Below are 13,116 nucleotides of genomic sequence, written 5' to 3'. Positions count from 1 at the left end.
GGGAGGAACTCGCATGAAAAAAATGTATTCATTGATCGCTACCAGTCTCTTATTAACAGCCTGTTCCTCAGCAAACTCCGCTTCTTCGGGTAAGACTAGCACAGAGAAAACAGATACAAGTACAGTGACAAATCTCTCGACAGATACGACATCTACGGAATCAGAAACGACGTTCGGTAATTATGAGACAGAAGATCTAACAACTAGCTATGACGAAAGTTCCGCTATCGACATCCAATTAGGGGAGGAGACAGAAGTGACAGGAGAAGGTGTCGAAGTAGCAGATAAACAAGTAACGATCACACAAGGAGGGACTTATGTCATCAGCGGAACATTGACTGACGGTCAATTGATCGTGAACGTACCGAAAGAAGAAAAAGTCTATCTGATTTTCAACGGTGTATCGATAACCAATTCTAACGGACCCGCAGTGGATATCCAACAAACAGAAAAGGCGATAGTGACTTTGGCAGACAACACCGATAATCACTTAGCTGATGGAGAGACATATACTCTAGCTGAAAACGAAACTGAGCCAGATGCCACATTGTACAGTAAAGAAGATTTGACGATCAATGGTACTGGCGCGTTGACTGTCGATGGCAATTATAGCAACGGTATTCGCAGCAAAGATGACTTAGTTTTGATCTCTGGAACCTATACGATCAATGCGAAGAACAACGGATTGAAAGGAAAGGATGCGGTATCCATCAAAGGCGGGAGCTATCAGATCACTACTGAAGAAGGGGATGGTATCCAAGCAAATGGGACAGAGGATGAAACAAAAGGTGCGGTGGCAATAGACGGTGGGACTTTCAATATAACCAGTGGAAGAGACGGTATCCAAGCAGAAACATCCATCCGTAGCCAAGGAGCAGATATCACGATCCAGACGGCAGACGGAGCCGATAGCACGAACTTAGATACAAATGAAAGTTACAAAGGGATAAAAGCTGGGAATAACGTACTGATCAGTAGCGGAACGTATAGCATCAATAGTGCCGATGACAGTATCCACACCAATAACAGTGCTGAAATAACAGGTGGCACACTTACATTAAACTCTGGGGATGATGGTATCCATACAGACAATGAGTTGACCTTTAACGGTGGCACAATTGACATCCAGCAATCCTATGAAGGAATTGAATCCGCAGTTATCACCTTCAATGACGGAGAAATAACAGTCACTGCCACTGATGATGGGATCAATGCCGGTGGTGGCAGTGACACAGAAACAACTACTGGACAGTTTGGCGCTGACAGCTTTGGTGGCCCACCGGATGAGGCAGATGAGAACAAAGAAGTCACGATCAACGGTGGCACAATCTACGTTAATTCAGAAGGAGACGGTTTAGACAGCAATGGAAACATTCAAATGTCCGGTGGTACAATGCTGATCGACGGCCCCGTAAATGGTGGTAATGGTGCATTGGATTATGGTGGGACATTTACTCTAACAGGTGGGACATTTGTCGCTGCTGGTTCAAATGGGATGGCGCAAACAGTTAGTGATAGTTCTACTCAAGCAACAGTAGCGATCAGCTATGACACTGTCCAACAAGCAGGTACACTTATGAGCCTTCAAACAACCGAAAGTGAAGCAGTGATTGCGTATCAACCTGCTAAAAATTATCAAACAATCGTTATATCATCACCACAGCTTACAGTAGGGGAAAACTATACGATTGCTACCGGTGGCACGACTCAGGCTGAACTGACTAATGGTTTTAGTGAACAACTATCAATCAGTGACGCAGAAGATTTAGGCACGTTCAGCTTCACAGATACTTCAATGACGATTTCTCAATCTGGGGAAGCAGTTTCCTTTGGTCAAATGGGGCCAGGAGGTTTTTAGTTCCATCATAGAAGATAACGAAGGATAATGATCCCAACAATAGCGGGCGAACAAACGCTATTGTGGGGATCATTATTTTGTTCATTCCTACTTTCGTAAAAGATAGCAAACGCTTGTGGTACTTAGAAAATGGCTATCTAGTGTTCTTTTTTCTTAAAAATACGATTATTATGAATGAATTCATCAAACGCAGCAATTGACTTATTGTATACACAAGCGCTATACTTTTCTCCAGTGACACTTTGTCACTCATAAATAAATCGAAACGGAGGAATCAAAAAAATGTTTTTAGCGATAAAGGAAATGCGCTATGCCAAACTACGTTATGGGCTGATTATTGGGATCATGTTCTTGATCGCTTATGTCGTGTTTATGTTAACTGGTTTAGCAAGTGGACTCTCCGAAGAGTTCAAAAAAGCAATTGTTGACTGGCAAGCACAAGAAATCGTGTTGTCAGAAGATGCCAATAAAGTCTTTGCTGCCTCTCAATTGACGAGAGAAGATCTGGATCAAGTAGACGCAAAAGACAAAGCGCCTATTGGCTTATTCAGCGGAGCAGTCAAAGCAGAAGAAAAGGAAAATATCACTGTATTCGGTACGACAAGAGATGCGTTTTTATTGCCTGATTTATTAGACGGTGAGATGTTCGAACAAAAAAATGAAATCATTATTTCCAAAAATATGGCAGATCTAGGTTTTTCGATTGGTGAAAAAATCAAAATCGGTAGCTATGATGAAGAACTAACGATCGTTGGGATCTTCCCTGAAACTTATTACACGGTTGGTCCGGTCGTTTATACAGATCTTGATACATGGACACAGTTGAAATTTGGCGATCAGCCTTTTGCTTCTGATGAGAAGAAGCCGATCAATGCCATCGTCACGAAACAAGCTGCCACTATTCAATCAGATGGGGCATCAAAAACATTACAAAAATTATCGATTGAAGACTTTATTCAAAGTCTACCAGGTTATTCTGCACAAAACATGACATTGAATGCGATGATTTATTTCTTGTTTGTCGTTGTTGCAGCAGTTGTAGGCATCTTTATGTATGTGATCACCTTACAAAAAACAGCGATTTTCGGTGTCATGAAAGCACAAGGGATCAGAAATTCATTTATCGCCCGTTCCTTACTAGCACAAGCATTCATCGTAGGAGTGGTTGGTGTAGCATTCGCAGTAGGGCTTGCGTTCTTGACTAGTTTGATCTTACCGGCTGCCATGCCTTTCGCGATCATGTGGCCTCAGTGGCTTTTATATAGTGGGGTATTGATACTCGTAGCAATGATCGGTGGACTATTCTCCATTCGGACAGTCGCTAAAGTTGATCCAGTTATTGCGATAGGAGGGTAATAGAAAAATGAAAGAAATCTTGACAATGAAAAATATCGTCAAAAAATTCGGCAACGGCCGAACAGAAGTGACTGCACTAAAAGAAATCAATTTTTCAGTGAAACAAGGAGAATTTGTCAGCATCATCGGCCCTTCAGGTTCAGGGAAAAGTACATTTTTAACCATTTCTGGTGGACTTCAAACACCTAGTTCAGGTGAAATCCATATTAACGGTCATTCGTTTTCCGAATTAAATGAAAAAAAACGAGCAGACTTACGCTTTAAAGAAATTGGCTTCATTTTACAAAGTTCAAATTTGATCCCTTTCCTAAAGGTCAAAGAACAGTTTTACTTAGTCGATCGTGTCGCTAAGAAAAAAGCAGGGGATGAGCGAATCGACGAATTGCTGAAGTCATTGGATATCTATGAATTAAAAGACAGTTATCCAAAAGATTTATCCGGTGGAGAAAGACAACGAGTAGCGATTGCGAGGGCTTTATTCAATGATCCAAGCTTGATTTTAGCGGATGAACCCACAGCAAGCTTAGATACCGATCATGCCTATGAAGTTGTCAAATTGTTAGTCAAGGAAGCCCATGAGAAGCAAAAAGCGACCGTCATGGTCACGCATGATTCTCGGATGATCCAATGGAGCGACCGTGTCTATCGTATGGAAGATGGTTACCTAACAGAACAAGCTAAAGCTTAAGCAGTAAGGAGAGTGCTTATGCCAAAAGAAACATTTTTCAATATTTCCAAAGAAAAACAGCAATGGATCTTAGAGATTTTATTAGATAAATTTTATGATCAGCACATCAGCCAAGTCAAAGTTTCAGAAATCGTTGAAGCAATGGGCATGTCTCGTGGGGCATTTTATAAATATTTTCAGGATTTAGAAGATGCGTATACGTTCACTGTCCGAAACTACTCCAATCAAGTCCATGGAGATATCATTGCTTCAATCAATCGAAATCGAGATCATTTTTTCTTAGGAATCGAAGAATATCTCGCTTGGTGTGGAGAGCTAAGTAAAGAGAGTTCTTACTGGCGATCCATCAAATTACTCACACGAGCAAACGATCTTGGTTCAACGAAGCGTTCAAATGAGCAAAGTGACACATCAATGGTTGAACAATGGCTTGATTTGTTGAAAATCAACCAGATTGCCATGGCTACAACGGAAGAAGCCATTAGCTTTTTATATTTCGTGATGGCTCTTGTCATGAATTCTTTGACAGATTATATGATCAACCAATGGACAGCGGAAGAATTGGTGGAGGATTTCCGCTATAAAGTCAAATGGCTAGAGATAGGAATAAAAAGCAAGACTGATAGCTAGATAAAATCTACAAATAAAAAAGAAGCGACTACTTCCCCAGAATTTTCCGATGTTGGGAGTAGGCGCTTCTTTTTTATACAGTCGCTGAATAACTATTATTAAAGCTTGATGGTAAACATCTGGAGCATTGATCATTTCAAGTCAAGACAACTTGTATACCAACCACATCGAAAAAAATAGGTTTTCTATTGACTTGGAGTTTACTCCAGAGACTATACTAAATAGTGAAGATACATATTCAAATCGACAGGAGGTCTTTAAATGAAAAAACTTTATCTCATGCGCCATGGTCAAACCTTGTTCAATCAATTAGGGAAAATCCAAGGGGCTTGTGACTCTCCCTTGACAGAAGCTGGGATCAGACAAGCAGAGGTGGCAAGAGACTATTTTGAAACCAATCAAATCACCTTTGATGCGTATTATTCATCCACACAAGAACGAGCTTCCGATACGCTAGAAATCATTATCGGGCAAAAAGAATATCAGCGAAGTAAAGGATTAAAAGAATGGAACTTTGGCCGATTTGAAGGAGAAAGTGAAGCGTTGAATCCTAAACGACCAGTTGGCGAAACTTCTTATGGTGATTCATTTGTTCCTTATGGCGGGGAGTCTTCAAAAGAACTCCAACAAAGAATGAACACGACCTTGATCGACATCATGGAAAAAGAGCACCAAAGCGTGTTAGCAGTTAGCCATGGTGGTGCCATGTATTTATTTATTCAAAAATGGTTACCTTATGAGCAAGTAGCCAAGATAAAATTTTCAAATTGTTGTATTTTAGAATTCGAGTATAGCGATCGTCAATTTACATTTATCCAAGCAATCAATCATCAATTTTAAGTTATTTTGATAAATGAAGCGCTATACGCCCATACTAATAGCCCAAAGACTAAACGAAGGATTCAGTCTTTGGGCTATTTCTTTGTTCCTACAACGCTTACTTCTTGTATTCCTTTAACAAGCCTTTTTGGATCAGTTCTTGTTTTTCTTTCAAATTCAATAAATTTTCTTGGTAGTTTTGCGTATACATCAAGGAGTACAAGGTATTCAAGACATAGTCGAAGGCAATTTGAGAAGAGAATGTAGCAACTTTCGCAAAATCATACTCTTCTTGGGACACGACCAACCGCATGGCTGCTTTCTTTGCCATTTCAGACTGTTCATTTCCTGTGATTAATAAACTAGGTGCACCAATATGTGCCAGATAGGTAAGAATACGTTCGTAATGATGGATGCGTCCACTATAGCTAATAAAAATTGCGCAGTCATTTTCCGTCAAATTAGCTGCATTCCAGGACGAATCGCTATATTCTTCGGCTAAGATCAAGAACTTATTTAGTTTGACTAATTTGTTTTGGAATTTCCGAGCGGTTGTTTGCGAATCACCTTTTGCAAATAAGAAAATGCGCTCTGCTTTGTTTAAAACAGTCGCGATGGTTTCTAACGATTGATCTTCCATTTGGAATTGCGCTTTTTTGATGGCTTGAATGGATAGATCCGCCATTTTTTTGGCAATCATCTTCGCATCATCATCAACGGTAAAAGGAAAATTAGGATCGATGACTTGATTGAACTGAGCAACCAGTTGGTGGACTTCTCGCCCTAATTCAAAGCGAAATTCTTTAAATCCGCTATAGCCGATTTTTTTACAGAAGCGGATAATTGCGGAATGGGAGGTATAGGTCTCCTTTGCCAGCTCTTCAATCGTCATATAAACTGCTGCTTCCAAGTTCATACGTAGATAATCGGCGATCCGTTTTTCATTTGTAGTAAATGTTTCTTGTTGGGTTAATTTTTCTTCGATAAGCATCCATCACACACCTCCAAATCTATCTTACTGAATAACTAGAAAAATAACCACTTCTTTTTAGATTAGTCTAAGATTGAACATCTTTTTCAAAAATATCGTCATTCTTTCAATTTCTTTGAACATTTCTACCAAAAAAACTAGAATCGGCTTTCTTTTATCTATTGTGCGCTATACTCAAGAAACGAAATCATTCGAAAGTAGGAGGAAACGACATGTTAACAATCGCATATTTAGGCAATGGCAAAAGTACCAATCGCTATCATTTACCGTTCTCAAGAAGACTACCAGATAAGATCAACGTCAAAAAAATCTACTCTCCATCAGCACCTATTTGGAAGACTTTTGATGAAATCGAATATACCGATCAGTTGTCTGATCTGTGGAATGATCCTGAGATCCAATTAGTGGTCATCACGACACCTAGCCAATTTCATGCAGAATACGCAAAACTTGCTTTGGAAAATGGTAAGAACGTATTAGTCGAAAAACCTTTTGCAGAAACTTCAAAAGAAGCAAAAGAATTATTCGACTTAGCAGCGGAAAAAGGACTATTTATCCAATGTTATCAAAATCGCCGCTTTGATTCGGACTTTTTGACCGTTCAAAAAGTGATCGAAAGTGGCAAACTTGGTGATATTTTAGAAGTGGAAATGCACTATGACTACTTCCGCCCAGAAATCCCAGAGGGTACAAAGGAATTTTCAGTTGCCAATAGCTACTTATATGGCCATGCTTGTCATACAGTGGATCAGGTCCTTTCTTATTTTGGTGAACCAGATGATATCCATTACGATGTCCGTCAATTACTAGGTACCGGCCGAATGAATGATTACTTTGACTTAGACTTTTACTACGGTCGAATGAAAGTTTCGATCAAATCAAGTTACTTCCGTATCAAAGAACGTCCTAGTTTTGTTGTCTATGGCAAAAAAGGGATGTTTGTCAAACAAACAAAAGACCGACAAGAAGAACACTTGAAAATGTTCTATATGCCTGAAAATGCTGACTTTGGGATTGATCAACCGGAACACTATGGTGTATTGACCTACATTGATGAAGAAGGAACTTATCATGAAGAGAAAGTTGTTTCTGAAGTCGGAGATTATCGCCGCGTGTACGAAGGAATCTACGAAACGTTGATCAATGGCGCAGAAAAAATCGTAAAAGATGAAGAAACGTTATTACAAATGAAAATATTAGAAACAGGTATCCAACAGATCGAAGAAGCAAAAACTGCATTTGAAAATTAAGGATGTTGTTACATCCAAAAGGGGAGACACTTTTTCCAAGTAATGAAAGAATCGAGCCGTAAATCCAAATGGTGATTTACGGTTTTTTCGTTTATTCTACCCACTGATTCACACAGAACAACAACAAATCCTCAGAGAATGAATGCTAAATTTTTCATTCGCCTTTTGTTTAATCATCTGTTACTATTTAGTAAACAGTAAACAAGAGGTGAGTAAATGGCATCTATACGTGATATTGCCAAAATCGCTGGGGTTTCAGCAGCGAGTGTTTCCCGTATCCTGAATGAAGATCCCACATTTAGCATCAACGAACAAACAAGGATACGTGTGATTGAAATTGCCAATCAATTAAACTATTCAGTCGACAAAAATAAACGTGGCAGTCGAAGTCTAGGAGATGAAATGACGATCGCCTTGATCGTTCGACATCAAGAAGAAGCAGAATTAGATGATCCCTATTTTCGCAAAATCCGTGGTGGCATCGAAAAAGAAGCGGCAAAGTGGCGCTTTCGTACAATACGTGCTTTTCATATGAGAGATGCCCATAAAGAGTGGAAAGAGTTAGCAAAATATGGTGCAGTGATCATGATCAGTGAAATGACGATTGAAGCAACGAAAAAAATCGCTACGATCAATCCCAACTTGATCTTGGTCGATAATTACTCTAACTCTGAAGAATTTGACTGTATCCAAACCGATTTCCAACAAAAAACCGTTGAAGTTTTAGAGGTCCTCTACAAGAAAGGCCATCGAAACATCGCATTTATCGGTGGATACAGCAGTCAAGTAGCTGAAAACGGTGAAGTTCATAAAAACAAAGAGGAGATCCGGGCGGAATCTTACCTGAAATGGATGAAATTAAATGGCCTGCAACATTATGCCAACACCTATCAGGGAAACTGGAAACCTGAAGATGGCCTTCGGTTAGGCAAAGAGTTATTGGCGCAATCCTCACCGCCCACAGCAGTTATCGTCGCCAGTGATCCGATGGCAGTAGGTGTTTATAAAGCAATCAGTGAAGCAAATAAAAAAATCCCTGATGATATTGCTGTCGTGAGTTTTGATGATATCGAAATGGCTCAATTCATGACACCAAGCTTATCAAGTATTAAGGCAAACCCGGAAGAAATGGGGCGTTTAGCTGTACGCTTAGCGAAGGAACGCATGCTAAAAGAACGAACGATGCCGATCCGTGTGATCTGTCGCAGTGAACTCGTGTTACGAGACTCCATCGGACAGGACATCCCGCTTTAGATTAACTCATTTTACACATTTATCCCTTGAAAAAGTTCGAGAATCTCTCTTTCTCGAACTTTTTTTGTTTTCTCACTTGTGTAAACATTAAGTAAACAATTATACTCACCAAGTAAACGTTTGCACATATTAAATAAAAGGAGTTATCACACATGAAATTTGTCGATAAATTAGCTGAAAAAATGGTGCCCGCTGCAACGCTGATCGCAAATAATAAATATCTACTCAGTCTCCGAGATGGTTTTATGATGGCTTTTCCTGCAACAATGTTTGCTTCCATCATGATCATTATCCAAAATTTGCCAACAACATTTGGCTTCGCTACTTTTCTGCCAGAAGCATTCAATACCTTTTTAAATGAGTTCTTTGGACCTGTCGGCAATGCGACAATGAGTATTTCAGCACTTTTTATTGTATTTGGGATCGGTTATCAATTGGCTGGTCACTACAAACAACCACAAATCTTTGCTGGTGCCATTTCACTTTCTTGTTTCATCATGCTGTTACCGTTTGGGAGCGATGAAACCATGGGTACGTTTATTCCTTTATCGAAACTAGGTGCTGAAGGGATGTTCGTGGGTATCTTGACAGCAATCGTCGCTACAGAAATCTATAGTCGGATCAGTCGCACAGGGTTTACGATCAAGATGCCAGAATCCGTTCCACCGATGATTGCTGAATCTTTTGTGGCCATCATCCCTGGAGCTGCTCCTTTGTTTTTATTCAACATCATCCGCTATCTATTTACTTTTACCACCTGGGGAAATGCAGTCGATTTCGTTTATCAGATGTTGCAACAACCTTTGATGGGACTTGGCGGAACTTTACCCGCTGTATTGATCGCTGTTTTCTTTACGCAACTTTTCTGGTGGTTCGGTATCCACGGCACGTTAGTCGTCAATGCAGTGATTGATCCAATCATGGGTGCTTTAGCAATTGAAAACTTTGAAGCATATAAAAATGGCGCAGAACAGTTGCCACATATCATCAACACGACCTTTATGGGCGTGTTCGTCAATCAAGGAATGCAACTTGGTATTTCGATCACAATGGCATTCTTTATCGCTCGCTCAATTCGTATGAAGAAGACGATGAAAACGATCATTGCACCAGCGATTTTTAATGTATCAGAACCAATGACTTTTGGCCTGCCCGTCGTGTTGAACCCAGTGGCATTCATTCCTTGGATTTTAGCGCCACTAGCTTCTACTACGATTTCATACTTTGCGATTTACTTTGGCTTAGTTCCTCGTCCAATCGGGGCAACGGTTGTCTGGACGACGCCGATTTTACTGTCAGGTTGGTTAGGAACTGGTTCGATCACCGGCGCACTTTTACAAATCGTGACTGTAGTTGTGATGACACTGATTTGGGTGCCTTTCTTAGTTGCGATGGACCGTGAATATTTGAAGGAAGAACGCCAACAAGTGAAACAAGAAAAAGAAAACCAACTGATGGATGGAAAAATCACCATAGAAGAACAGTAGGGAGTGAACCCCATGCGGATCGATACCTTGAACTACCGAAAGAAAATACCGACACAAGCCACACATTTTTACCAAATACTACTGGAAGAACAATTAAGCTATTTTCACAGCAAGGACTCTTCGATTACCGAGCTGACAGAAGGAGCAGCCGTCACGACTGCGCTTCGAACAAAACTCGGGCAAGCGACTGTCGAAAGCACGATGACGATCCAACGTTTAGTCAAAGATGAACTACTTGAAATGACTACTGATTACTCCGGTGGAAAAATCGTTCAAACCTACCAACTGAAACGTCAAGATGAGCAGGAGTTCACGTTGCATTATTCTGAAAGAAATGAACTGATTGATGCCAAAACGCAGCTGAGTTTGCTTTTTGTCCTGCCATTTTATAAATTCTTTTACAATCATCAGTTAGCTAAAAGAGTCAATTATTTGATACAAAAGCTCTGATTTCTCCACAAACAAGGAATGGAGGAACAAAACGTCGCTCTCTTCATTCCTTGTTTGTTTTACTAACTAAAAATTAAGAGGTGTTGCCTTCCATGATTGAACAATTAAACAATCGCATATTTCACATGAATAATTCGCAAGTTAGCTTTATTCTCCATGTCATGCAAAATGGACAGATCGAGCAAATTTATTACGGAAAATCTTTACATGGTTTATCTGTCGAAGAAATCGACTACTTGGTCACAGATCAAAATAAATCTGCTGGAACAGTCAAGTTTTTTGAAGATGACCCTAACTTTACCTTGACCGATCATCCACAAGCATATCCTGTGTATGGTTCTTCTGATTTCAAAGAAGGAGCGATCGAACTTTCAAGTAACCAAACGCCTTACTACACCGATTTTCGTTTTGTCGAAGCAACGACTAAAAAAGGCAAGGAAAGAAACTTAAAGTGTCCGGCTGCTTATGGGAAAGAGGAAGAAACGGAAACACTCTCTTTGCGATTAGTGGATCAGGAACGTCAGTTAGAGCTGATACTTCATTACACATTATTTTGCGATTCCACCGCCATCGTTCAAAGTCAGACGCTGATCAATCAATCTGAGACAGATTTACAGATCCATCGCATGCTTTCAGGCGTCTTGAATCTTTCTACCAAAGCGTATGATTTCACTCATTTTTCAGGTGCTTGGTTAAAAGAACGACATGAAAAGAAACGGCCGCTTGAACAAGGAGTCGTAGCGATTGGGTCACTAAAAGGTGCAAGTAGCCATCAGCATAATCCCTTTATCCGGCTGGAACATCAAAATTCAACGCTTGATCAAGGAGAGGTCTATGGGATGAATCTCGTTTATTCCGGCAATTTTCTCGCTCAAGCAGAAGTGGATGAATGGGATAAAACGCGAGTGATGATCGGTATCCATCCGACACAATTTACTTGGACATTAACGCCTAAGGAAAGCTTTACGACACCAGAAGCAGTCTTGATGTATAGCGCTGCAGGTACGAATGGTCTTGCCAAACAATTTACGCATTTTATCGAAAACTATTTGATTGATCGTCAATGGCAAAACACGCCAAGACCAATCGTGTTCAATAACTGGGAAGCAACATATTTTGATTTTACCGAAGAAAAACTCTTGTCGCTTGCGACCATTGGAAAAAAATTAGGAATGGAATGTTTTGTCTTAGACGATGGCTGGTTTGGCAAACGAAACAACGATCGGTCCTCGTTAGGTGACTGGACGCCTGATAAGCAAAAATTCCCACACGGATTGGCTGCCTTTGCAACAAAGCTCAAAAATATGGGCCTTCAATTCGGCATGTGGTTCGAACCTGAAATGATCTCTCCTGATAGTCAGTTATTGGAAAAACATCCTGATTGGGTAGTGAGACATCCCTATTCACGTATCTCGGTGGGACGTGGGCAATATGTCCTTGATTTTGCGAATCCGGCCGTTGTTGAAGAGATCTATGAGCAAATGGCAAAGATCATTGAAGAAACAAATTTAACTTATATCAAGTGGGATATGAACCGAAATATTACTGAAGCCTATTCCGCCTATTTAGAAAAACAGGGGGTTCATCAACAGGAGTTCTTCCATCGCTATGTCCAAGGCGTCTACACGCTTTATGGCAAATTATTGACCAGCTATCCTGATCTTTTGATCGAAGGTTGTGCTGGTGGTGGAGGCAGATATGATTTAGGTATATTATTTTATAGTCCGCAAATCTGGCCTAGCGATACCAGTGATGGGTTGGAACGATTAAGTATTCTTAGCGGAACATTAGCAGGATATCCCCTTTCTAGCTTTAGTAATCATGTCTCTGCTTCTCCGAACCACCAAGTGTTACGTGACACTTCCTTAGCATTCCGCCAAGATGTGGCGATGTTTGGCCCTTTAGGCTACGAATTAGACCTATTGGCTTTGACAGAAGATGAAATACAACAGATCAGTGACCGGATCACTTTTTACAAAGCCCATCGTCATTTGCTGACTCATGGGGAATTTCTCCAGATTTTGCCAAACCATCCTGCTGATAATGAAATTTGCTGGGGTGTTTTCAGTCACGATCAGTCAGAGGCAATCATTGGTTATTATCAAAAATCGGCACGTGCCAATCCAGCCGCAAAGGCATATTTACCACTTCCAGAATGCCTGAATAAGGATAGTTATTATCAAATCAATCAAAAAGAAACGATTAACGGTAATTTCCTGATGAATGTCGGTCTGAAAAAACCACGTTTGTTCAATGGAGTGAATCATACCACTTACCAACTTGCAGGAGACTGTCAATCATTCATCTATCATCTTGTAGAAAGGAGGAAATGA

At 40.3% G+C, this 13,116-nt stretch carries 11 protein-coding genes; 10 read left to right on the top strand and 1 reads right to left on the bottom strand.

Features of this window, described 5'->3' with window-relative positions; genetic code table 11:
• Positions 1-13 precede the first annotated feature (13 nt).
• The 5 genes from EM4838_RS06575 (at position 14) to EM4838_RS06555 (ending at position 5,372) form a co-directional block, all read left to right on the top strand.
• Complete coding sequence (locus tag EM4838_RS06575; RefSeq protein ID WP_071867048.1) at positions 14-1,858, top strand: carbohydrate-binding domain-containing protein; 1,845 nt, start codon at positions 14-16, stop codon at positions 1,856-1,858.
• 282 nt (positions 1,859-2,140) lie between these two features.
• On the top strand, positions 2,141-3,214 hold the full coding sequence (locus tag EM4838_RS06570; RefSeq protein WP_071867047.1) for an ABC transporter permease: 1,074 nt from the start codon (positions 2,141-2,143) through the stop codon (positions 3,212-3,214).
• Positions 3,215-3,221: 7 nt separating this feature from the next.
• A complete protein-coding gene (locus EM4838_RS06565; protein WP_071867046.1) occupies positions 3,222-3,902 on the top strand; it encodes an ABC transporter ATP-binding protein in 681 nt (226 codons plus the stop codon).
• A gap of 18 nt (positions 3,903-3,920) precedes the next feature.
• Entirely contained in the window at positions 3,921-4,532 is a 612-nt protein-coding gene (locus EM4838_RS06560) for a TetR/AcrR family transcriptional regulator (protein WP_071867045.1), read from the top strand.
• A gap of 261 nt (positions 4,533-4,793) precedes the next feature.
• Positions 4,794-5,372, top strand: coding sequence for a histidine phosphatase family protein (locus EM4838_RS06555; RefSeq protein ID WP_071867044.1), 579 nt, complete (start codon positions 4,794-4,796; stop codon positions 5,370-5,372).
• Between the two features lie 97 nt (positions 5,373-5,469).
• Here the strand turns inward: EM4838_RS06555 and EM4838_RS06550 are convergent, their stop codons facing one another.
• A complete protein-coding gene (locus tag EM4838_RS06550; protein ID WP_071867043.1) occupies positions 5,470-6,342 on the bottom strand; it encodes a MurR/RpiR family transcriptional regulator in 873 nt (290 codons plus the stop codon).
• Between the two features lie 212 nt (positions 6,343-6,554).
• Between EM4838_RS06550 and EM4838_RS06545 the strand changes: the two genes are divergently transcribed.
• The 5 genes from EM4838_RS06545 to EM4838_RS06525 all read left to right on the top strand — a co-directional run bounded on the left by EM4838_RS06545 (position 6,555) and on the right by EM4838_RS06525 (position 13,116).
• Positions 6,555-7,592 (top strand): Gfo/Idh/MocA family oxidoreductase, encoded by a 1,038-nt coding sequence (locus EM4838_RS06545; RefSeq protein ID WP_071867042.1) that lies wholly within the window; start codon positions 6,555-6,557, stop codon positions 7,590-7,592.
• A gap of 216 nt (positions 7,593-7,808) precedes the next feature.
• Positions 7,809-8,846 (top strand): LacI family DNA-binding transcriptional regulator, encoded by a 1,038-nt coding sequence (locus EM4838_RS06540; protein ID WP_071867041.1) that lies wholly within the window; start codon positions 7,809-7,811, stop codon positions 8,844-8,846.
• Positions 8,847-8,998: 152 nt separating this feature from the next.
• Positions 8,999-10,333 (top strand): PTS sugar transporter subunit IIC, encoded by a 1,335-nt coding sequence (locus tag EM4838_RS06535; protein ID WP_071867040.1) that lies wholly within the window; start codon positions 8,999-9,001, stop codon positions 10,331-10,333.
• A 12-nt stretch (positions 10,334-10,345) separates the two neighbouring features.
• Entirely contained in the window at positions 10,346-10,783 is a 438-nt protein-coding gene (locus EM4838_RS06530) for a DUF3284 domain-containing protein (RefSeq protein ID WP_071867039.1), read from the top strand.
• Positions 10,784-10,875: 92 nt separating this feature from the next.
• On the top strand, positions 10,876-13,116 hold the full coding sequence (locus tag EM4838_RS06525; protein ID WP_071867038.1) for an alpha-galactosidase: 2,241 nt from the start codon (positions 10,876-10,878) through the stop codon (positions 13,114-13,116).

Source organism: Enterococcus mundtii (assembly GCF_002813755.1).
In the GTDB taxonomy this organism is placed as follows: Bacteria; Bacillota; Bacilli; order Lactobacillales; family Enterococcaceae; genus Enterococcus_B; species Enterococcus_B mundtii.
The sequence above is the reverse complement of the archived record's forward strand: the minus strand, read 5'-3'. Positions and strand labels throughout refer to the sequence as shown.

Excerpts from the sequence above, each read along its gene's own strand:
- EM4838_RS06550 (WP_071867043.1), bottom strand. The coding sequence starts at position 6,342 with ATGCTTATCGAAGAAAAATTAACCCAACAAGAAACATTTACTACAAAT.
- EM4838_RS06575 (WP_071867048.1), top strand. The coding sequence starts at position 14 with ATGAAAAAAATGTATTCATTGATCGCTACCAGTCTCTTATTAACAGCC.
- EM4838_RS06565 (WP_071867046.1), top strand. The coding sequence starts at position 3,222 with ATGAAAGAAATCTTGACAATGAAAAATATCGTCAAAAAATTCGGCAAC.
- EM4838_RS06530 (WP_071867039.1), top strand. The coding sequence starts at position 10,346 with ATGCGGATCGATACCTTGAACTACCGAAAGAAAATACCGACACAAGCC.
- EM4838_RS06525 (WP_071867038.1), top strand. The coding sequence starts at position 10,876 with ATGATTGAACAATTAAACAATCGCATATTTCACATGAATAATTCGCAA.
- EM4838_RS06560 (WP_071867045.1), top strand. The coding sequence starts at position 3,921 with ATGCCAAAAGAAACATTTTTCAATATTTCCAAAGAAAAACAGCAATGG.
- EM4838_RS06555 (WP_071867044.1), top strand. The coding sequence starts at position 4,794 with ATGAAAAAACTTTATCTCATGCGCCATGGTCAAACCTTGTTCAATCAA.
- EM4838_RS06570 (WP_071867047.1), top strand. The coding sequence starts at position 2,141 with ATGTTTTTAGCGATAAAGGAAATGCGCTATGCCAAACTACGTTATGGG.
- EM4838_RS06545 (WP_071867042.1), top strand. The coding sequence starts at position 6,555 with ATGTTAACAATCGCATATTTAGGCAATGGCAAAAGTACCAATCGCTAT.
- EM4838_RS06535 (WP_071867040.1), top strand. The coding sequence starts at position 8,999 with ATGAAATTTGTCGATAAATTAGCTGAAAAAATGGTGCCCGCTGCAACG.
- EM4838_RS06540 (WP_071867041.1), top strand. The coding sequence starts at position 7,809 with ATGGCATCTATACGTGATATTGCCAAAATCGCTGGGGTTTCAGCAGCG.